Raw genomic sequence first — 21138 nt, forward strand, 5'->3', positions numbered from 1 at the left:
TCCCTTGCATTTTCTGTACCATTTCAGTCCTTATCGGCTTTTACCCGCACACCATATCAGCTCAGCTTCGTTAACCGCCTTCTCGACCATAGGCAGCATCTCGTCATAGACTATCTGCTCCGATTTACGGATCTTCTCCGGAATAGGCTTCGTAACCGGATGCTTGGCAACAAAAATCGTGCAGCAATCCTCAAAAGGCTCGATAGAAGTCTCGTAGGTTCCGATCTGCTGTGAAACCTCAACAATCTGCTGCTTGTCAAAAGCGATAACCGGACGATAAACCGGAAGCTTGCAAACCTCATTTGTACATACAAGAGACTGCATGGTCTGGCTTGCGACCTGACCGATGGATTCTCCCGTGATAAGAGCTATACAATCGCGCTTCTCTGCAATAGCCTCAGCGATACGCATCATATATCTTCTCATGATGATGGTAAGCTCCTCATGAGGACACTTCTCATAAATCTTAAGCTGGATGTCAGTGAAGTTAACCACATGTAAAGCTATAGGTCCTGAGTAAAGGGCGACCTCATTGGCAAGATCGACAACCTTCTGCTTTGCACGCTCTGAGGTATATGGAGGTGCATGGAAGTAGGTTGCCTCAAGAACGGCACCACGGCGTGCGATCATGTAACCTGCCACAGGACTGTCTATTCCGCCTGAAAGAAGCAGCATGGCCTTGCCGTTTGTTCCCAGAGGCATACCCCCGACACCCGGGATGATCTCGGAGTAAATGTTTATAAACTGGCGGATCTCCACGCGGATAATAACCTCAGGATTGTGAACATCTACAGAGGTATTGGGGAAAGCTTCCAGTATGTCGTGACCGAGCTCTGCGTCGATCTCGTTGGACTGCATCGGGAACTCTTTATCGGCTCTTCTTGTATTTACCTTGAAGGTAAGCTTACGGTCGCCGTAAACCTCCTTGAAGTAAGAGATAACCTTGTCTGAAAGAACCTTGTAGTCGTGGGTTGAATCCATCTGGATCATAGGGCAAATGGACACTATTCCAAATACGTGCTGAAGGGCATCCACTGTTTCCTCATAATCATAATTTTCTGATTTAACTGTGACATAGATACGTCCGCGCTCGCGATATACTTTAAAATCGCCTTCGGCGCGCTCAAGCTTTTTTCTGATGTCATGAACCAGGGCATCCTCGAACACATAGCGGTTCTTTCCCTTGGTGCCTATCTCGGCATACTTGATAAGAAAGCTTTGGTAATGCATAGAACTCCTTTTCTTATAACAGAAACTGAGTGCGTACTGATATGTACGCACTCAGCTTGACACTTGTTGATTTCCCGTTAAAATAAAACGATATCGATCACTCTGAAATGATATATGGTGTCAGAGCGGAAAGAATCTCTTCCATACGAACTGCATCAGCGTGGATGTTAAGATCGATAGGCTTTGAAAGGTCCAGTGAGAAGATACCCATGATGGACTTTGCATCGATAACATAACGACCTGAAACAAGATCGAAATCTACGTCAGAGAACTTTACGAGTTCATTAACGAATGATTTTACTTTATCGATAGAATTAAGTGAGATACGAACGGTTTTCACGATGAAATCCTCCTTAAAATAATATTTATCAGTGATCATTTTTTAAAACACTTATACACTGATAATTCTAGCAATAACGAACTTCAAAAGTCAATAGAATGTCAAAGTTTCCTAAAGGAAAACAAGGATTCAGGTGATGGTTCGGCCGGTAAACGGAGACACTTCAGACATTAGAAACAGGATATATTTCCAAACATGAATAAAAAGAAAGATATGGAACTGAAAAATAAGAAAGCAGCAATGCATAATCTTGGGTGCAAGGTTAATTCATACGAAGCCGAAGCTATGATCCGGGAGCTGAGGGAAGCGGGAGTCGAGATTGTTTCCTGGGATAAGGGTAAGGCAGACATTTATATCATTAACACCTGCTCTGTTACAAATATTGCAGACCGGAAATCCAGGCAGATGATACACAAAGCCCGTGCCATGAATCCTGATGCGGTGGTTATAGCAGCGGGATGTTATGTCCAGGCAAAAGCTGAAGAACTGAAATATGATAATGCTGTTGACATCCTGCTGGGTAATAATGAGAAGGGCAATCTGGTGAGTGCGATTGAAAAATACTATCTGGGTGAAGCAGATGAAGAAGGTTCATTTAACAACGGACAGGAAGATGAGTCTGTGACAATTGAAACGACAGGAAATAACATTGGCGGAAGTGAAGAGAGTTTTTCTAAAGGAGGGTTCACAGAAACAGTTTCTGTGGAGACTGCAGAAAGTAATTCAGAAAGGCGGAATTTTAAAAGCAGAACCTCCTGCTATGTAAAAGATATTTTAAAGGATCAAAGCTACGAGGATCTGAGAGCCGGTGAGATAGAGGATAACGGCAGAGTATTTTTGAAGGTTCAGGATGGCTGCAACCAGTATTGTTCCTATTGCATCATCCCATATGTACGTGGACGCATAAGATCCAGGTCTGTCGAAAGCACAGTGAAGGAAGTTGCGGATTTTGCAAAAAGAGGCTATCACGAGATAGTACTTACGGGTATCCATCTTTCTTCTTATGGTCTTGATTTTGATAATGCCAATTATGAATTTGCCATGGAAAACGATGTGCCTTCGGAACACCTTTTGGAGCTTATAAGAAGTGTGGCCAATGTTCCCGGCATCAACAGGGTGAGACTCGGAAGTCTTGAGCCACGCATAATTACCGAAGCTTTTATTGAAGAACTGAAAAAAATCCCTGAGGTATGTCCTCATTTTCATCTGTCTCTTCAAAGCGGCTGTGACCGTACACTTAAGGCTATGAACAGACATTATGACACTGCTGCCTTCAGACATTCTGTTGAGCTTATAAGAAAGGCATGGGATGATGCGGCTGTAACGACAGATGTGATCGTGGGATTTCCCGGAGAGACGGAAGAAGATTTCAGAGAGTCCTATGATTTCATAGATGAAACAGGATTTTATGAGCTGCATGTTTTTAAGTACAGTAGACGTCAGGGAACTGTTGCTGACAAAATGAAGGATCAGGTTCCCGATAAGATAAAGTCGGAACGCTCCGAAAAGCTTATCAGACTGGATGAGACAAAATCCGAAGTCTTCAGACGAAGCTTTTTAGACAAAGAATCCGAAATCATACCGGAGGATATCATTACCTTTGGCGGAAAAAAATATCTGAGGGGTTACAACAAAAGTTATGTTAGATTCATGGTACCGCTTACAAGTAATGCTGAAGGAACGGGTAAAATAGGACAAATAATCAGGGTGCAGGGCCAAGAATTATGTGAGACATGCGTACTTGCATTGATTTTGTAAATGGTATAGAATTAACTAAGTTATTAAAAGGACGTGACAATATGAACGATTTAGGCAGTACACAGATTATCAGACCGATGCAGGAATACGATTTGGATGTTACGGAGGTTCTGGCCCGTGTCTATGAGGCGCTTACGGAAAAGGGCTATAATCCCATAAATCAGATTGTAGGTTACATTATGTCCGGTGATCCTACTTATATCACAAGCCACAAGGGCGCAAGAAGCCTTATCATGAAGGTCGAGCGTGATGAGATCCTTGAAGAGCTTATGAAGACATATGTTGAGGCAAAGCTCAGCAAGTAATTTTGTGTGTCTATGAAGAGTCTGTCCGTGCCGGCAGACTCTTTTATATTTCTGCCCACGGTTTTGATCGTGGGAGTTTCATGTAAGCAATTTTAAACATTAGTGATATAGGAGCCAATTAGATCTGCGTCTGTATGTCAGAGATAAACGGCGGAAAAAATGCGTTTATATAGGAGATTTTCATTGAGAATTCTGGGACTGGATTACGGATCAAAAACAGTTGGTGTTGCCATGACCGACCCTATGGGTATAACGGTACAGCCTTTTAAGACTATACTTAGAGACAGGGAATCGAAACTCAGGAAAACCCTGTCGGAGATACAAAAAATCGTTTCGGACTATGATGTGGAAAAAATCGTAGTCGGTCTTCCGCTGAATATGGATGATACTGAGGGAGAGCGAGCTCTCCGGACCAGGGACTTTGTGGAAATGCTTAAGCTGAGGGTCACGGTTCCGGTGGAGTTCACCGATGAACGTCTCACCACTATGGAGGCAGCGGAGATACTCGATGAAAGCGGCATAAAGAGATCCGAACAGAAAAGGGTTATCGACCAGGTTGCCGCACAGTTGATTCTGGAACAATATCTGAGAGGTTAAAAGCCTCTCTGTGTAATATACAGAAGTTAGGAGTACAACATGGAAAATACTATCCGGTTAAAATCCGAGGATGGAACACTCGAACTTGAAATCCTTGAGGAGACTACTGTACAGGGGGTTAATTATATCCTTGTGACGGATGCTCCCGAAGGTGAAGATGGTGAGTGCTATGTCATGAAAGATGTATCAGGACCCGAGGATGCAGAAGCAGATTATGAGTTTGTCGATGACAAGGAGTCTGAGGCAGTGATGCAGATTTTTTCTGCACTTCTGGAAGGAGAAGGTATAACTATTGAGAAGTAATAAAAACAAAGAGGATATGGATATGCTCGAAACAGCAGTTAAGGAAAACGATGAACAGGCTGTTACATTGGAAAAGGGCGAAAAGCGTAAAAGAAAGCCGGCAAGCCACACCAAAAAAACTGAAAAAATTGAAAAAATAGAAAAAACAGAAAAAACAGCTGAAACAGAGGCTGCTGTAAAGGAACACAAAACAACAAACCACAGGAGAAAAAAGCAGAAATCTGACAGCTCAGTTCCGAATGGCAAGATCAGAATCATCCCTCTCGGAGGTCTTGACCAGATCGGCATGAATATCACAGCATTTGAAACGGAAGACAGCATCATGATCGTTGACTGCGGTCTTGCTTTCCCTTCAGGTGATATGCTGGGTATCGATCTTGTTATTCCTGATATCACTTATCTGAAGAATAATATTTCAAAGGTAAAGGGTTTTGTTATCACTCACGGACATGAAGACCATATCGGAGCACTTCCCTATGTTCTTCAGCAGATCAAAGTTCCCGTGTTCGGTACAAGACTTACCATGGCTCTCATTGAGAATAAGCTTAAAGAAAACGGTCTTGACCAGATCATAGAAATGAATGTTGTTCCCTTCGGAGGAATCATTGATTTCGGAGACATAAAAGTTGAGTTTGTAAAAACCAATCACTCTATACAGGATGCGGCAGCATTGGCCATCTTCACACCTGCGGGAACCATAGTTCATACGGGAGATTTTAAGGTGGATTATACGCCGGTTTTCGGTGATCCTATCGACCTTCAGCGTTTTGCCGAGCTTGGAAGATCCGGAGTTCTTGCAATGATGTCCGACTCCACCAATGCCGTAAAGCCGGGTTCCACCATGTCGGAACGTTCGGTAGGAGTTACTCTGGACAGGATATTCGCAGAGCACAGAGAGAACCGTATAATCGTTGCAACATTTGCATCTAATGTTGACCGTGTACAGCAGATCATAAACATGGCTTCCAAGTATGGAAGAAAGGTAGTGGTTGAGGGACGATCCATGGTTAATGTCATTACCGTGGCATCAGAGCTTAATTACATCGATATCCCAGAGGGAACTCTCATTGATATCGATCAGCTCAGAAACTATCCCGATGAACAGACTGTGCTTATCACTACAGGTTCACAGGGCGAGTCCATGGCGGCATTAAGCCGTATGGCCAGCGGAATGCACCGGAAGGTACGCATTAAGCCCAATGATGTTGTTGTGCTTTCTTCACATCCTATTCCTGGTAATGAGAAGGCAGTAGACAAGGTGGTCAATGAGTTATGCATGCTTCATGCCAAGGTCATCCTTCAGGATACCCACGTTTCGGGACATGCCTGCGCAGATGATCTGAAGCTTCTGTTCTCACTTGTAAGACCTGAATATTCCATACCTGTTCATGGTGAGTATCATCACCGTATGGCTGCGGCCAGAATAGCGGAACAGATCGGTGTTCAAAAGGAAAAGTGCCTCCTTATAGAAAACGGAGACGTGCTTGAGCTTTCCATGAAGGATGGCAAGAGCAAATCAGAGATAAAAGAGCATGTTCAGGCCGGAGGAGTTTTCGTTGACGGACTCGGAGTCGGAGATGTAGGTAATATCGTTTTGAGAGATCGTCAGAATCTTGCCCAGAACGGTATCATCGTAGTTGTTCTTACTCTAGAAAAGTATTCCGGACATCTTCTTGCAGGACCGGATCTTGTGTCACGAGGCTTTGTTTATGTCCGTGAATCAGAGGATCTTATGGAAGAGGCAAGGGTACATGTTCAGGATGCGGTTGATGACTGTCTCGTACGTCATGTCAATGACTGGGGCAAGATCAAGAACATTATCAAGGATTCCCTCAGCGATTTTCTTTGGAAGCGCATCAAGAGAAATCCTGTTATCCTTCCCATCATAATGGAGGTTTGATAAATGGGTCACAGAGATACCTTGGAGCGGGTAACAAGCTTTGTGGTTGGGCTCGCCTGGCGTGTCATATTGATAGCACTTTTAGTATATGGTCTGACCAACGGCATAAGAATGGCCTACAGCTATGGCCATGGTCTCATGTATGACCATGCAATGGCAGTTGATGGAGCTCCTGAGGAAGAGTTTGTTATAAGTGAAGGTCAGAGTTCTGAGGAAATCGCAGAAGCACTTTTGAAAAAGAAGTTTATTGATAATGCTGATGCTTTTAAGGTTCAGTCGCTCCTTTATGAGGCTAAGTACGTACCCGGCACCTATAGCATCTCAAGGTCTATGACCACATCGGAGATTATCCGGCATCTGACTCAGGAAGGTGCAAAGTATCAGGAATTGCAGGATAAGAATCTTATGGATCTGGAAGCCACTACGGCTGCCGAAGAGATAGAGACGGATGCCAACGGAGTTGAAGTTATCGGAGGTTCCGATGATGAAAACATGATAGCTCAGGATGCTGCCAATGCAGCCTTCGAGTCACAGCTGGCTGAAAGCGCTGCTGCAGCTGCAGGACAATAAGGCGGATAATGATGCTATTATGAATTAAACCTGATTTAAGTCCTGCGGATTGCGGGTTTTACGCTTTTACGCCGGACCAGTAAAGAATTACCAGAGGAAGTGAAGCTTTGATCGTAAACGAAAAACTTGTGAATTATATACATTCACTTGAACCTGATCGGAGTGAGCTTCTGGAAAATGTGAGAAAAGAAGCGCTTGCGGCGGAAATCCCCATCATAAGGGATGAAACGGCGGCGCTTCTTAAATGTTTCATAACTATGCTCCGGCCGAAAAAAATCCTTGAGATAGGCACGGCTGTCGGCTATTCTGCCCTGACCATGGCAGAGGTGCAGCCTTCGGACGGAAGCATTATCACAGTGGAAAACTATGAGCCGAGAGTTAAAGAAGCAGGTAAAAACATTTCCGGAAGCATATACAGAGACAGGATCAGACTTATCAATGATGACGCCGGCAAAGTAATCAAAAGTTTTGCGGAAAACGGCGAAAAATTTGATTTTATATTTATGGATGCCGCAAAAGCCCAGTACATAATATGGCTTCCGGATATCATAAAGATGCTGCCAAAGGGCGCGGTTCTTTTCAGCGACAACATCCTTCAGGATGGCCGTATCATAGAAAGCCGGTATCAGGTGGAAAGGCGGGACCGTACCATCCACAGCCGGATGAGAGAATATCTTTTTGAGCTGAAGCATAACGAACTGCTGGAAACTGCCATACTCACGGATGGAGATGGCATTTCCATAAGTGTAAGACGCTAAGGTTAATAAATGAGGAGAGGATTGAAAAATAATGTTAAAGGAAACTGAACTGCTGATCCCCGCAGGATCACTTGAGGTACTTAAAACTGCCGTGAACTATGGAGCAAATGCTGTATATCTCGGCGGAGAGGCTTTCGGACTTCGTGCCAATGCCAAGAACTTTACTCTTGATGAGATCCGTGAGGGTGTTGCATTTGCACACGAAAGAAATGTAAAAGTGTTTGTAACCGCAAACATCCTGGCGCATAATGGAGATATGGAAGGTGTCAGGGAGTACTTTGAGGAACTTGCCACAACAGGTATCGATGCAGTTCTTATTGCAGATCCCGGAGTATTTATGATCGCAAAGGAGGTTCTGCCGGATTCCATAGAGCTTCATATCTCAACTCAGGCAAACAATACCAATTATGAAACCTTCCTTTTCTGGTGGAAGCTTGGGGCAAAGCGTGTGGTATGTGCAAGAGAGCTGAGCCTTAAGGAGATCAAAGAGATAAGACAGCATATTCCTGAGGAGCTGGACATCGAGGCATTTATCCATGGTGCTATGTGTATGTCATATTCGGGAAGATGCATGCTCAGCAATTATTTCACGGGAAGAGACGCCAACAGAGGAGAGTGTACACATCCCTGCCGTTGGAAGTACAATATAGTTGAAGAGACTAGACCGGGACAGTATTTCCCGATTTATGAAAATGAGAGAGGCACATTCATTTTCAACTCAAAGGATCTCTGTATGATCGAGCATGTGCCTGAGCTTATAGATGCAGGCATTGATTCCCTTAAGATCGAGGGAAGAATGAAGACGGCTCTTTATGTCGCTACCGTTGCCAGAACCTATCGCAAGGCTCTTGACGATCTTAAGGAAAGCGAAGAGAAGTACAGAGCCAATATGGAGTGGTACAAGTCTGAAATAGCAAAGTGTACCTACCGCGAGTTCACTACAGGCTTCTATTACGGAAAACCTTCTGCCGATGACCATATCTATGATAACAATACTTATGTGACAGGTTCTGTTTATCTCGGAACCATAAAGCGCAGCGATGTGGAAGGCTGGAGCTATCTCGAGCAGAAGAACAAGTTCTCCGTGGGAGAGATGATAGAGATAATGAAGCCGAACGGTGAGGATATCCCTATCGAAGTACTTGAAATCCGTGACGCAGAGACCGACGTACCTCAGGATTCCTGCCCTCATGCATGCCAGCAGATCAAAGTGAGATTTTCGATAGCGCCTGAAGCCGGAGACATTATCAGAAAAACGACTCCGGAGAAACAGGACGTGGAGTAAAGCCTGATCCGGGGAAATCTGACTTCATATCTTGCGGAGGGGCTCCAAAACAGCCTTAAAAGGTAAAACATCTTATGGAACTAATCTTTGTAGCAATAGGAATAGCTTCGCTTGCATACGTATTCCTGATATTTGTTGAATACGGCCTGACCTCTTTTATGTGGTTCTGGCCGTTATTTGCGTTGCTGAATTTCATTATGTTTTTCATGGTGAGATATGTCAGAAAGAAGTTTAAGGAAAAAAAGGAAATTCCTTTGAGACCCTTTGTATTCTTCTTTGCTACTTACGGTTTCTCTGTTGCAATTCTCCTCACCATACTTACGGTGATTTTTTCAAATGCGCACACCAGGGCGCAGGGGAACCTTGATTACGTGATAGTCGTAGGAACAAATCTCGTCGATAACAAGATTTCCAAATCTCTGGAAAGAAGACTGGATAAGGCAATAGAATACGCCAGAGAAAATCCCAATACGGTTTTTGTATTGTCGGGAGGCAGAAGTGAGTATGGAAGAAATACGGAAGCTACTGTTATGTATCATTACATGATAAATGCAGGAATACCCGACAAAAACCTTCTGCTGGAATTCTATTCGGATTCCACTCAGGAAAAGATAGGGTTCTCATTAAGAACTATTTATCAGGATCATGATCAAAAACTCATTGCCGATAAGGCGAGTCATCATAATGAACCTTTTGTAAGACAAAACCAAAAAAGAGATGATATAATTGTTGGAGTGGATCGTCCTTTGTCCATAGGTATCATAACCTCGGATTTTAATTTGTTCCGTGCAAAGGAGATTGCTAAAAAATATGGCGTTATGGATGCCTGCCCTATGGCCGCAAAGACAGATGAAATGATGCTTGTTCATCTCGCGGTCAGGGAAGCAGTTGCTCTGTTTAAAGACAGACTGGTGGGTAATATTTAAACCGCTGAATAAGCCTAAGGTAATGCACAGGACTCATTACCCCCCCGGTATTCCGGGACAGATAGGTTTTATATAAGAGAGGAGAAAGGCTTGATGAAGAATTATGAGCTGATAGAGAAGAAAAGAATCGAAGAACTTTCGACGGACGCCTGCATATACAGACACAAAAAAAGTGGTGCGCGGATATTCACAATGAAAAACACTGATGATAACAAGGTATTCGGCATTGCATTCCGTACACCGGCAGAGGACAGCACAGGTGTAGCACACATCACGGAGCATTCTGTTCTTTGCGGATCTGATAAATTCCCGCTGAAGGATCCTTTTGTTGAGCTTGCCAAGGGTTCCCTCAATACATTTTTAAATGCCATGACCTATCCGGATAAAACGGTATATCCCATCGCTTCAAGAAATGATAAGGATTTCGATAATCTCATGGATGTTTACATGGATGCGGTATTCCATCCGAATTCTGTTAAGGACCCACGCATCATGATGCAGGAGGGATGGCATTATGAAATGCAGGATGAGAAAGATGACCTCATCTATAACGGTGTTGTTTACAACGAGATGAAGGGCGTTTTTTCTAATCCCGAATCTGTGCTTGAGCGTTATATCATGCATGCTCTTTTCCCGGATACAACTTATGGTAATGAATCCGGCGGAGATCCTGTGAATATCCCGGACCTTACCTTTGAGGATTTCAAAGCATTCCATGCCCGTTTCTATCATCCTTCCAATTCATACATTTTCCTGTATGGCGATATGGATATGGAGAAGAAGCTTGAGTGGCTTGATAAAGCATATCTTTCTGAGTACACAGCCATCGAGCCTAACTCAGACATTGCTGCACAGAAGCCATTCGACAAGATGCAGGAGGAAGAGATTTCCTATTCTGTGGGTGAAAATGAACCTCTTGAGAAAAATACATATCTTTCCTGGAATGTAGTAGTGGATGCTCTGGACAGCAAGTCAAACCTTGCTCTCGACATCCTGGATTATGCACTTCTTTCTTCTCCGGGAGCTCCCCTTAAACAGGCACTTATCGAAGCAGGTATAGGAGAAGACATCTTCGGAGGTTTCCAGGACGGAATCAAACAGCCATACTTCTCCGTGACTGCCAAGGGAACCGACAAGAAGGATAAGAAAAAATTCCTGGAGATAATAGAGAGGACTTTAAAGAAGCTTGTAAAAGAGGGCCTTGATAAGAAGACATTACTGGCTGCCATAAATCATGACGAATTCCAGTACAGAGAGGCTGATTACGGACGTACCCCAAAGGGACTTGTATACAGCCTTACATCACTTGATACCTGGCTCTATGGCGGAAAGCCCTGGGATTATCTTTTCTGTGAGAAGTACTATAAAGAGCTTAGAAAGGATGTTGAAGAAGGTTATTTCGAGAAACTTATCGAGAAGTATCTTCTTGGAAATAAACATTCGGCCCTGGTTATCTGTAAGCCTGAAAGAGGTCTTACGGAAAAACGTGAGGAGGAGTTAAAGAAAAAGCTGGCAGCCGTTAAGGCAAAGATGTCAAAGGAAGAGATCAAAAAGTGTGTTTCCGATACAAAGATGCTCAAGGAGTACCAGGAGGAGCCCACAAGTGAAGAGAATCTTGAGAAGCTACCGCTCTTAAGCATTAGCGATATCGATAAAAAGGCAGAAACCTTCAGCTGGAAGGAGACACGGCTTTCCGATACACTTCTTATCGGTACCGAGCTTGAAACAAGAGGTATTGCTTATCTCAGATTCAATTTCAATACAGCCTGCCTCACAGAAGAGGAGCTTCCATACGCAGGATTTTTGAAGACAGTTCTCGGCTATATGGATACCGAAAAACATACTTATCAGGATCTGACCTCTGATATCCTTTTAAACACCGGAGGCATCAACTTTGATGCAAGTGCTTATCCCAATATCAGTAAGTATGGCTACTACACAGGTATCTTCAGTATCGATGTGAAGCTTTTGTATGACGGTTTCCCGTTCGGCCTCGATATAGTTGATGAGATAGTTCATACAACAAAATTCGAAGATGATAAGAGGATGCAGGAGATCCTGAACGAGGCCCGTTCAAGAGAAAGAATGAAGGTTGAAGGCTCAAGCCACAGCTATGCCGTTAACAGGGCAACCTCATATTTTTCCGCAACCGGAAGATATGCGGACCTTACCGGAGGCATAAGCTACTACCGTTTCATCAACAGAATATCCGATGAGTTTAAGAAGGATAAAAAGGCGCTTCAGAAGAAGTTGAGAGATGTTGCCTGCAAGCTCTTCAGACCTGAAAATATGTTTATATCACTTGCCTGCGAGAAAGAGGGTAATGATGCCTTCGCAAAGGAATTCCCTAAGTTCAAAAAGAACTTTGAGCAGGGCATCCGGAAGCTGGAAGAGAAGGCAGGAAAGCTTGATAAAGGTTTCAAACCATACAAGGCTTCAGCCGGAAAGGCTTTGCCGCAGCTTACACTCAGCGGTAATCTCAATGAAGGCTTCAAGACTCCTTCACAGGTTAACTATGTCGGCAGATCAGGACTTTATGATACAAAGAAGCATCCTTATACAGGTGCCCTTAAGGTACTTAAGGTGATACTGAATTATCAGTATCTGTGGCTCAATCTTCGTGTCAAAGGCGGAGCCTACGGATGTATGTCAGGTTTCGGAAGATCAGGTGAAGGATACTTTGTATCCTACAGAGATCCTCATCTTAAGGAAACTCTGGATATTTATGAGGGCATACCTAAGTTCATTAAGGAGTTCAAAACTTCGGAAAGAGATATGACAAAGTACATCATAGGCGCTATTTCCGAGCTTGATACACCGAGGACAAATTCCGCAAAGGCTGCATTGACCTTAAGTGCCTTCCTGTCTCATGTAACCAATGACATGCTTCAGGAGGAGAGAGACCAGATCCTTGCAACAAGCGAGGCAAAGATCAATGCACTCTCAGATTACGCAAAGGAGATCCTTGAAAAGGGTGCGGCATGTACCGTTGGAAACAACAAGCTTATTGAGGACAATAAGGATAAGTTCTACACCACAGAGGAACTCTTTAAGCAAAACTAATTTAATGGGAAATATATGAAAGATAAAAAGATAAAAACCGGTTTCGTGGCCCTGGTTGGAAGACCGAATGTTGGCAAGTCTACACTTATGAATCATGTCATAGGTCAGAAGATCGCCATAGTCTCCAACAAGCCACAGACCACCAGAGGCAGGATACAGACGGTCTATGACGATGACCGCGGACAGATCATTTTCCTGGATACTCCGGGCATACATAAAGCAAAAAACAAGCTTGGGGAGTACATGGACAATGTTGCCGAAAATACACTTAAGGATGTGGATGTCATCGTCTGGCTGGTGGAACCGACAACCTATATTGGAGCAGGCGAACAGCATATAGCTGAGGTTATCAAAAACTCAGGGAAACCCAAGATACTTGTGGTGAACAAGATAGACACCATGAAGGACAAGCCTGAGGAGCTTGAAGCTGCCATAGAAAAATATAAAACTCTGATGGACTTTGCGGAGATAGTTCCCCTGTCTGCATCAAGAGCCGAAAACATTGACGGTTTTAAGAATGCAGTTTTCAAGTACCTGCCTGAGGGACCGAGATATTATGACAGGGATACTGTTACGGATCAGTCTATGCGTGAGATCGCAGCTGAGCTTATCCGGGAACAGGCGCTCCGCAAGTTAAATGATGAGGTGCCTCATGGCATAGCGGTTCTCATCGACCAGATGCATCAGAGACAGGACGGCCTCTGGGACATAAAAGCCACTATAGTATGCGAGAGAGATGCCCATAAAGGCATTATCATCGGAAAGGGCGGTTCAATGCTTAAACGTATAGGCACAGGCGCCCGTATCCAGATCGAAAAAATGGTGGACGACAAGGTCAACCTCCAGCTTTTTGTCAAAGTGCGAAAGGACTGGAGAGATTCGGACACATTCCTGAAAAACTACGGCTACAAGGATGAAACGTAATTCCGGACCGGAAACGGTTCTCAGGAGAAAATATGCGTGATGAATTAGAACTTCACGGGGTGGTGCTGAGCTCGGCACCATCCCGTGACTTTGATAAAAGACTATCTGTACTTACAAATGAACAGGGAAAGATCACTGTCTGGGCGGCGGGGGCAAAAAAACCGGGATCCAGGTTTATGGCAGCCACCAGAAACTTCGTTTTCGGGACATTTGCCCTGACTGAAGGGAAAAGCGGTTACAACCTTAGGGACATCAAAGTGAATAATTACTTTGAGGAGATAGCAACGGATCTCGTTAATGCCTGCTACGGCTCCTATGTGCTGGAATTTGCGGACTACCTTGCCCAGGAAAATCTGGAGGCCGCGGAAATGGTGAACCTTATCTTCCTATCGTTAAAGGCCATACTGAATCCAAACCTTGACAACGAACTGGTGAGAAGAATCTACGAACTCAGGCTCCTGTATATAAGCGGCGAGTACACCGAGGAACCGCCGTTCCCATGCTCCCAGGCCTGTGCCTTTGCCTGGCAGTATGTTCTGTCAACGCCCATCATGAAGCTTTATACCTTCACACTTAAGCCGGAAGTTTTCGAGGAGTTTGCTTCCAATGTTGACGCCCTTCTCGGTGATGTGATGCCTCATAACTTCAGGTCGTTGGAGATATTGAAGACACTCAGATGAGGATTGTATCGGTCGAGAAAGACAGGACAGGGCCAGATGCCCTCTGGCTCTGTCCGCCATTTCACAGCGGAACGGTTTCGATTTCGCTGGATTTTTTCGGTTCCAGGTTGTATAGTGAAAAACAGCGCAGAAGCGTGAAACTAAATACTTTATTCTTAGCCGCACTCCGGCGGCAGAAAGAGGAAAAAATGGCAAAAGAATACACAATGGACACTATCGTTTCCCTTGCAAAGTCAAGAGGATTTGTTTATCCGGGCTCCGAGATCTACGGCGGACTTGCCAACACATGGGATTATGGAAATCTCGGTGTTGAGTTAAAGAACAACGTTAAGAAAGCCTGGTGGAAGAAGTTCATTCAGGAGTCAAAGTACAATGTCGGAATCGACTGTGCTATCCTTATGAACCCTCAGACCTGGATCGCTTCAGGACATCTTGCATCCTTCTCTGATCCTCTTATGGATTGTAAGGAATGCCACGAGAGATTCCGTGCAGACAAGATCATCGAGGATTTCGCAGCTGAGAACGCACTTGAGCTTGAAGGCTCAGTTGACGGCTGGTCAAACGAAGAGATGGAGAAATTCATCGAGGATCACAAGGTAGCATGTCCTACATGTGGTAAGCATAACTTTACAGGTATCCGTCAGTTCAACCTCATGTTCAAGACCTTCCAGGGTGTAACAGAGGATGCAAAGAACGCAGTTTATCTCCGTCCCGAGACAGCACAGGGTATCTTCGTAAACTTTAAGAATGTACAGAGAACTTCACGTAAGAAGCTTCCTTTCGGTATCGGACAGATCGGTAAGTCATTCCGTAATGAGATCACACCGGGTAACTTCACATTCCGTACAAGAGAGTTTGAGCAGATGGAGCTTGAGTTCTTCTGTAAGCCTGACACAGATCTTGAGTGGTTTGCATACTGGAAACAGTTCTGCCAGGACTGGCTCCTGAGCCTTGGCATGCCTAAGGAAATGCTTCGCGCAAGAGACCATGAGAAGGAAGAGCTCAGCTTCTACTCAAAGGCAACAACAGACCTTGAGTTCCTTTTCCCGTTTGGATGGGGCGAGCTTTGGGGTATCGCTGACAGAACCGATTATGACCTTGGACGTCATCAGGAGGTTTCAGGTCAGGATATGACATATTTTGATGATGAGACAAATGAGCATTATGTTCCTTATGTTGTAGAGCCTTCACTTGGAGCTGACCGTGTAACTCTTGCATTCCTTTGCGCAGCATATGATGTAGAGGAGCTTGAGGGCGGTGATGAGAGAACAGTCCTTCACTTCCATCCGGCACTTGCACCTGTAAAGATCGGTATCCTTCCTCTTTCAAAGAAGCTTGCCGAGGGTGCACAGGCTATCAATGATGAGCTTAGTAAGTACTGGAATGTTGAGTACGATGACAGAGGAAACATTGGAAAGAGATACAGAAGACAGGATGAGATCGGTACACCTTACTGTGTAACCTATGATTTCGATTCAGAGAATGATCACTGTGTTACTATCCGTGAGAGAGATTCCATGAAGCAGGAGCGTATCGCCATCGATCAGCTTAAGAGCTATTTCGAAGAGAAGCTTGCATTCTGATAAAAAATTGATTATAGCCTAACAGTTCAGCCGGTGGATCGTGGTCCATCGGCTGAACTTCTGCATCAAAGTAAAAAACTTCCGACATTATTAATATGTTGGGAGTTTTTTTCTATATAATAGTTATGTTATAATTAGGTTAGATTTATAAATTATTGGGTAGAGGAATACAGCATGAAACATGTCGGACTGATGGGACGGGTGGCAGTAAGCTTTTGCATAAGTACTATCCTTCCTCTGATACTCATGTATCTTATGTTCAGAGGTTATACCACCATGAGCATGAACGTGATGATACTAATAATTGCCGGACTCTTTTTTATATGCTGGATCTATATGGGTATCGTAAAACCCGTGGATGAACTGAAGGCGGCAGCCAAAAAGATAGAATCAGGAGATTTGGATTTCACCCTTGAAGCTGAGACCAATGATGAATTTGGCGAGCTGATGCAAGCCTTTGATGAGATGCGCATGAGGCTCAAGGAAACACAGGAAGAGAAGATACGTAATGACAATGCCAACCGCGAGCTGATCTCAAACATTGCCCATGATCTGAAAACGCCGCTTACTGCTATAAAAGGTTATTCGGAAGGTATCCTGGACGGTGTTGCTCAAAGTCAGGAGATGCAAAGGAAGTATATTCAGACCATAAATATAAAAGCTAATGATATGGACCGCCTTATTGATGAGTTAAGGTACTACGTTAAGGTCGAGTCCAATAAAATACCATATGATTTCCAACATATGCCGGTTCAGGATTATTTTCAGGATTGTGCTGATGAAATAGGGCTTGACATGGAATCCCAGGAGATCAAATTTACTTTTGAGAACAAAGTATCCAGGGACGTCGAAATGATAGCTGATCCTGAGCAGCTCAGAAAGGTCATCAACAATATCGTTTCAAATTCCGTGAAATATATGGATAAGGATGAGAAAAAGATCGAACTGATACTTGAAGATGCCGGGGATTTTATACAGGTAAGTCTGAGCGATAACGGAAAGGGAATAGCAAAGACGGATTTGCCATATATATTCCAGAGATTTTTCAGAGCAGACAGCTCCAGAAATTCCATGAAAGGTGGATCCGGTATAGGATTATCCATTGTCAAAAAGATAGTTGAAGATAGCGGGGGACGCATATGGGCGACTTCTGTTGAGGGAGAAGGTACCACCATAAATTTTGTTTTAAGGAAATATATCCGCAGTATGCAGGAGGTTATTTAAATGGATGATGATAAAAGAAAGATTCTCATAGTTGAAGATGAACAGTCCATTGCCGAACTGGAGAGAGATTACCTTGAGCTTTCCGGCTTCACGGTAACCATTACAAATGACGGAGATATCGGCCTTGAAAAAGCGCTTGGCGAAGAATTCGATCTCATTATTCTCGACCTTATGCTGCCGGGAAAAGATGGATTTGAAGTCTGCAAAGAAGTCAGATCGGTTAAAGATATCCCCATAATCATCGTTTCCGCAAAAAAGGATGACATTGACAAGATACGTGGACTGGGGCTTGGTGCCGATGATTATATGACCAAGCCGTTTTCGGCATCAGAGCTTGTGGCCAGGGTCAAGGCGCATCTTGCAAGATATGAAAGACTTATAGGTAACGGAAAGGAAGGAAATGATCTCATCGAGATCCGTGGGCTTAAGATAGACCCTTCTGCAAGACGTGTATGGGTTGGCAATGAAGAAAAGACCTTTACCACTAAAGAGTTTGATCTTTTGTTTTTCCTTGCTTCACATCCCAATCATGTCTACACAAAGGCGGAGCTTTTTAAGGAAATATGGAAAATGGACTCAGTGGGAGACATTGCAACCGTAACAGTGCATATCAAAAAGATAAGGGAAAAGATCGAAATGGACTCCGCAAAACCTCAGTATATAGAAACCATATGGGGCGTTGGATACAGGTTTAAGGTGTAAACATTGCGCGTTAGTGTGATATAAGTTTCGGATGATTTTACGTTTTCCGGTTTGTAATAATGAAAAAGCCTTGGAAATTCTTTGATTTTTCTTAGAATTTCCAAGGCTTGTTTTATTTATAGAAAATTAATACAAAATGTAACCGTTTTCATTCAAATGTTTTCTTTACTAAGAAAAATTAGTCGAGTATAATCTCAATGGTGATTTTCCCGACTGTACGGGATAAATCAAGATAGCTTTTTGTAGAGGTTATCCTATACATACTGGCACTTAAAGGGTAACTCTTTATAAAAGACATATAAATACAAACAAGTAATATTAGGAGGATCAGTAATGGCTAAAAAATGGGTCTACACCTTCAAAGAAGGTAACATGTCCATGAGAAACTTACTTGGAGGTAAGGGTGCAAACCTTGCAGAGATGACAGAGATCGGACTTCCGGTTCCACAGGGTTTCACTATCACAACAGAGGCTTGTACTCAGTACTATGAGGATGGTCGTAAAATAAACGACGAAATCATGGGCCAGGCTATGGAAGGCGTAGCATGGATGGAGAAGGAGAACGGTAAGAAGTTTGGTGATCTCCAGAATCCTCTTTTAGTATCAGTTCGTTCAGGTGCTCGTGCATCTATGCCGGGTATGATGGATACAATCCTTAACCTTGGTCTTAATGACGAAGTAGTTGCAGCTATGATCAAGGGCAATCCTGATCCTGCATTCGAGCGTTTCGTATATGATTCATATCGTCGTTTCATCCAGATGTTCTCAGACGTTGTTATGGAAGTTGGTAAGAAGTATTTCGAGCAGCTTATCGACAAGATGAAAGAGCAGAAGGGTGTTAAGTTCGACGTTGACCTTACAGCAGCTGACCTTAAGGAGCTTGCAGAGCAGTTCAAGGCTGAGTATAAGAATCAGCTTGGAAAGGACTTCCCTTCAGATCCTGTAGAGCAGTTAAAGCTCGCTATCGAGGCTGTATTCCGTTCATGGGATAACCCACGTGCTAACGTATATCGTCGTGATAACGATATTCCTTATTCATGGGGAACAGCTGTAAACGTTATGCCGATGGTATTCGGTAACCTTAACAACCAGTCAGGTACAGGTGTTGCATTCACACGTGACCCGGCTACAGGTGAGAACAAGCTTATGGGTGAGTTCCTTATCAATGCTCAGGGCGAGGACGTAGTTGCCGGTGTTCGTACACCTATGCCTATCGCACAGATGGAGCAGGAGTTCCCTGAGGCTTATGCTGAGTTCATCAAGGTTTGTGAGACTCTTGAGAACCACTATCATGACATGCAGGATATGGAGTTCACTGTTGAGAACAAGAAGCTCTACATGCTCCAGTGCCGTAACGGTAAGAGAACAGCTCCTGCAGCTCTTAAGATCGCATGTGATCTTGTAGACGAGGGACATAAGACACCTGAAGAGGCTGTTGCTATGATCGATCCTCGTAACCTTGATACACTTCTTCACCCTCAGTTCGATGCTACTGCTCTTAAGGCTGCAACACCACTTGGAAAGGGACTTGGTGCTTCTCCGGGAGCTGCTTGCGGTAAGATCGTATTCACAGCTGATGATGCTGTAGAGTGGGCTGCAAGAGGAGAGAAGGTTGTACTTGTAAGACTTGAGACTTCACCTGAGGATATCACAGGTATGAAGGCTGCTCAGGGTATCCTTACAGTTCGTGGTGGTATGACATCACACGCTGCCGTTGTTGCCCGTGGTATGGGTGAGTGCTGCGTATCAGGATGTGGCGACATCGTTATGGATGAGGAGAACAAGAAGTTCACTCTCGGCGGCAAGGAGTTCCACGAGGGAGATTTCATTTCTATCGATGGTACAACAGGTAATATCTATGACGGACAGATCAAGACTGTAGATGCTCAGATCGCAGGCGAGTTCGGACGTATCATGGCTTGGGCTGATCAGTTCAGAAAGCTTAAGGTTCGTACAAATGCTGATACACCTGCTGACGCTAAGAAGGCCAGAGAGCTCGGTGCTGAGGGTATCGGTCTCTGCCGTACAGAGCACATGTTCTTTGAGGAGAGCAGAATTGCTGCATTCCGTGAGATGATCTGCTCAGATACAGAGGAAGAGAGAGAAGTTGCTCTTGATAAGATCCTTCCTTACCAGCAGGGAGATTTCAAGGCTCTTTATGAGGCTCTTGAGGGTTGCCCTGTAACAATCAGATTCCTTGATCCGCCTCTTCACGAGTTCGTTCCTACAGAGGCTGCTGATATCGAGAAGCTTGCAAAGGCTAAGAATAAGTCAGTAGAGGAAATCAGAAACATCTGCGAGTCACTCCATGAGTTCAACCCTATGATGGGTCACAGAGGATGCCGTCTCGCTGTTACATATCCTTCAATTGCAAAGATGCAGACAAAGGCTGTAATCCGTGCAGCTCTTGAGGTTCAGAAGGAGCATCCGGACTGGAATGTTAAGCCTGAGATCATGATCCCGCTTGTATGTGAGGTCAAGGAGCTTAAGTATGTTAAGGATATCGTTGTTGCTACTGCTGATGCTGAAATCGCAGCTGCAGGTGCTAAGCTCGAATATGAGGTTGGTACAATGATCGAGATTCCTAGAGCAGCTCTTACTGCTGATGAGATCGCTAAGGAAGCTGATTTCTTCTGCTTCGGTACAAACGACCTTACTCAGATGACATATGGATTCTCTCGTGATGATGCAGGTAAGTTCCTTAATGCTTACTATGATGCAAAGATCTTTGAGGCTGATCCGTTTGCTAAGCTTGACCAGACTGGTGTTGGTAAGCTTATGGAGATGTCTCTTAAGCTTGGAAAGCCGGTTAACCCTAAGCTTCACGTAGGTATCTGCGGTGAGCACGGCGGCGATCCTTCATCTGTTGAGTTCTGCCACAAGATCGGTCTTGATTATGTATCATGTTCACCGTTCCGTGTACCTGTTGCACGTCTTGCTGCAGCTCAGGCTCAGATAAGCAATCCAAGGGATTGATAGGAATTTAGCCG

General features: G+C 44.1%; 18 protein-coding genes. 16 read left to right on the forward strand and 2 right to left on the reverse strand.

All coding sequences use genetic code 11. From position 1 onward, the window contains the following. Nucleotides 1–30: 30 nt before the first annotated feature. Together thiI and BLV86_RS00450 are read right to left on the reverse strand one after the other, a co-directional pair. A complete protein-coding gene (gene thiI / locus BLV86_RS00445) occupies nucleotides 31–1230 on the reverse strand; it encodes a tRNA uracil 4-sulfurtransferase ThiI (RefSeq protein WP_090814730.1) in 1200 nt (399 codons plus the stop codon). Nucleotides 1231–1327: 97 nt separating this feature from the next. Further along, the gene (locus BLV86_RS00450; protein WP_029200623.1) at nucleotides 1328–1570 is read right to left on the reverse strand and encodes an HPr family phosphocarrier protein; all 243 of its coding nucleotides are present in this window, start codon (nucleotides 1568–1570) and stop codon (nucleotides 1328–1330) included. A 195-nt stretch (nucleotides 1571–1765) separates the two neighbouring features. On the opposite strand from BLV86_RS00450, the gene mtaB reads away from it, so the two are divergent. The 16 genes from mtaB (at nucleotide 1766) to ppdK (ending at nucleotide 21124) form a co-directional block, all read left to right on the forward strand. After that, nucleotides 1766–3328: a tRNA (N(6)-L-threonylcarbamoyladenosine(37)-C(2))-methylthiotransferase MtaB gene (gene mtaB, locus BLV86_RS00455; RefSeq protein WP_090814731.1), complete on the forward strand. Its 1563-nt coding sequence runs from the start codon at nucleotides 1766–1768 to the stop codon at nucleotides 3326–3328. 41 nt (nucleotides 3329–3369) lie between these two features. After that, nucleotides 3370–3633: an IreB family regulatory phosphoprotein gene (locus tag BLV86_RS00460; protein ID WP_090814732.1), complete on the forward strand. Its 264-nt coding sequence runs from the start codon at nucleotides 3370–3372 to the stop codon at nucleotides 3631–3633. A 183-nt stretch (nucleotides 3634–3816) separates the two neighbouring features. Further along, nucleotides 3817–4230 (forward strand): Holliday junction resolvase RuvX, encoded by a 414-nt coding sequence (ruvX, locus tag BLV86_RS00465; RefSeq protein WP_242873200.1) that lies wholly within the window; start codon nucleotides 3817–3819, stop codon nucleotides 4228–4230. 39 nt (nucleotides 4231–4269) lie between these two features. After that, nucleotides 4270–4533, forward strand: a complete 264-nt coding sequence (locus BLV86_RS00470) for a DUF1292 domain-containing protein (RefSeq protein WP_029200620.1) — start codon at nucleotides 4270–4272, stop codon at nucleotides 4531–4533. 286 nt (nucleotides 4534–4819) lie between these two features. Beyond that, the gene (locus tag BLV86_RS00475) at nucleotides 4820–6433 is read left to right on the forward strand and encodes a ribonuclease J (protein WP_442950754.1); all 1614 of its coding nucleotides are present in this window, start codon (nucleotides 4820–4822) and stop codon (nucleotides 6431–6433) included. Nucleotides 6434–6436: 3 nt separating this feature from the next. Then, nucleotides 6437–7003: an endolytic transglycosylase MltG gene (locus tag BLV86_RS00480; protein ID WP_049962227.1), complete on the forward strand. Its 567-nt coding sequence runs from the start codon at nucleotides 6437–6439 to the stop codon at nucleotides 7001–7003. Nucleotides 7004–7110: 107 nt separating this feature from the next. Continuing rightward, a complete protein-coding gene (locus tag BLV86_RS00485) occupies nucleotides 7111–7761 on the forward strand; it encodes an O-methyltransferase (RefSeq protein WP_031548386.1) in 651 nt (216 codons plus the stop codon). A 31-nt stretch (nucleotides 7762–7792) separates the two neighbouring features. Then, nucleotides 7793–9046, forward strand: a complete 1254-nt coding sequence (locus BLV86_RS00490) for a peptidase U32 family protein (protein WP_090814734.1) — start codon at nucleotides 7793–7795, stop codon at nucleotides 9044–9046. A gap of 74 nt (nucleotides 9047–9120) precedes the next feature. Next, nucleotides 9121–9972 carry a YdcF family protein gene (locus tag BLV86_RS00495; protein ID WP_049962228.1) on the forward strand — a complete coding sequence of 284 codons (852 nt, stop codon included), beginning with the start codon at nucleotides 9121–9123 and terminating at the stop codon, nucleotides 9970–9972. A gap of 93 nt (nucleotides 9973–10065) precedes the next feature. Beyond that, nucleotides 10066–13035: an insulinase family protein gene (locus BLV86_RS00500; RefSeq protein ID WP_090814735.1), complete on the forward strand. Its 2970-nt coding sequence runs from the start codon at nucleotides 10066–10068 to the stop codon at nucleotides 13033–13035. Nucleotides 13036–13050: 15 nt separating this feature from the next. Beyond that, a complete protein-coding gene (era, locus tag BLV86_RS00505; RefSeq protein WP_031548394.1) occupies nucleotides 13051–13959 on the forward strand; it encodes a GTPase Era in 909 nt (302 codons plus the stop codon). A 32-nt stretch (nucleotides 13960–13991) separates the two neighbouring features. Continuing rightward, nucleotides 13992–14639 carry a DNA repair protein RecO gene (gene recO / locus BLV86_RS00510; RefSeq protein WP_090814736.1) on the forward strand — a complete coding sequence of 216 codons (648 nt, stop codon included), beginning with the start codon at nucleotides 13992–13994 and terminating at the stop codon, nucleotides 14637–14639. 188 nt (nucleotides 14640–14827) lie between these two features. Beyond that, entirely contained in the window at nucleotides 14828–16222 is a 1395-nt protein-coding gene (locus BLV86_RS00515) for a glycine--tRNA ligase (RefSeq protein WP_031548398.1), read from the forward strand. Nucleotides 16223–16396: 174 nt separating this feature from the next. Continuing rightward, on the forward strand, nucleotides 16397–17446 hold the full coding sequence (locus tag BLV86_RS00520) for a sensor histidine kinase (protein WP_031548400.1): 1050 nt from the start codon (nucleotides 16397–16399) through the stop codon (nucleotides 17444–17446). Then, a complete protein-coding gene (locus tag BLV86_RS00525) occupies nucleotides 17447–18148 on the forward strand; it encodes a response regulator transcription factor (RefSeq protein ID WP_031548402.1) in 702 nt (233 codons plus the stop codon). A gap of 333 nt (nucleotides 18149–18481) precedes the next feature. After that, nucleotides 18482–21124 (forward strand): pyruvate, phosphate dikinase, encoded by a 2643-nt coding sequence (gene ppdK, locus BLV86_RS00530; protein ID WP_090814737.1) that lies wholly within the window; start codon nucleotides 18482–18484, stop codon nucleotides 21122–21124. The last annotated feature ends 14 nt before the right edge of the window (nucleotides 21125–21138 follow it).

Source organism: Oribacterium sp. KHPX15, assembly GCF_900107835.1.
Taxonomy (GTDB): Bacteria; Bacillota; Clostridia; order Lachnospirales; family Lachnospiraceae; genus Oribacterium.

Bases quoted from the DNA above. Each gene is read 5' to 3' on its own strand.
- thiI (WP_090814730.1), bottom strand. From the start codon at position 1,230: ATGCATTACCAAAGCTTTCTTATCAAGTATGCCGAGATAGGCACCAAG.
- mtaB (WP_090814731.1), top strand. From the start codon at position 1,766: ATGAATAAAAAGAAAGATATGGAACTGAAAAATAAGAAAGCAGCAATG.
- BLV86_RS00460 (WP_090814732.1), top strand. From the start codon at position 3,370: ATGAACGATTTAGGCAGTACACAGATTATCAGACCGATGCAGGAATAC.
- BLV86_RS00470 (WP_029200620.1), top strand. From the start codon at position 4,270: ATGGAAAATACTATCCGGTTAAAATCCGAGGATGGAACACTCGAACTT.
- BLV86_RS00475 (WP_442950754.1), top strand. From the start codon at position 4,820: ATGAATATCACAGCATTTGAAACGGAAGACAGCATCATGATCGTTGAC.
- BLV86_RS00480 (WP_049962227.1), top strand. From the start codon at position 6,437: ATGGGTCACAGAGATACCTTGGAGCGGGTAACAAGCTTTGTGGTTGGG.
- BLV86_RS00490 (WP_090814734.1), top strand. From the start codon at position 7,793: ATGTTAAAGGAAACTGAACTGCTGATCCCCGCAGGATCACTTGAGGTA.
- BLV86_RS00495 (WP_049962228.1), top strand. From the start codon at position 9,121: ATGGAACTAATCTTTGTAGCAATAGGAATAGCTTCGCTTGCATACGTA.
- BLV86_RS00500 (WP_090814735.1), top strand. From the start codon at position 10,066: ATGAAGAATTATGAGCTGATAGAGAAGAAAAGAATCGAAGAACTTTCG.
- era (WP_031548394.1), top strand. From the start codon at position 13,051: ATGAAAGATAAAAAGATAAAAACCGGTTTCGTGGCCCTGGTTGGAAGA.
- recO (WP_090814736.1), top strand. From the start codon at position 13,992: ATGCGTGATGAATTAGAACTTCACGGGGTGGTGCTGAGCTCGGCACCA.
- BLV86_RS00515 (WP_031548398.1), top strand. From the start codon at position 14,828: ATGGCAAAAGAATACACAATGGACACTATCGTTTCCCTTGCAAAGTCA.
- BLV86_RS00520 (WP_031548400.1), top strand. From the start codon at position 16,397: ATGAAACATGTCGGACTGATGGGACGGGTGGCAGTAAGCTTTTGCATA.
- BLV86_RS00525 (WP_031548402.1), top strand. From the start codon at position 17,447: ATGGATGATGATAAAAGAAAGATTCTCATAGTTGAAGATGAACAGTCC.
- ppdK (WP_090814737.1), top strand. From the start codon at position 18,482: ATGGCTAAAAAATGGGTCTACACCTTCAAAGAAGGTAACATGTCCATG.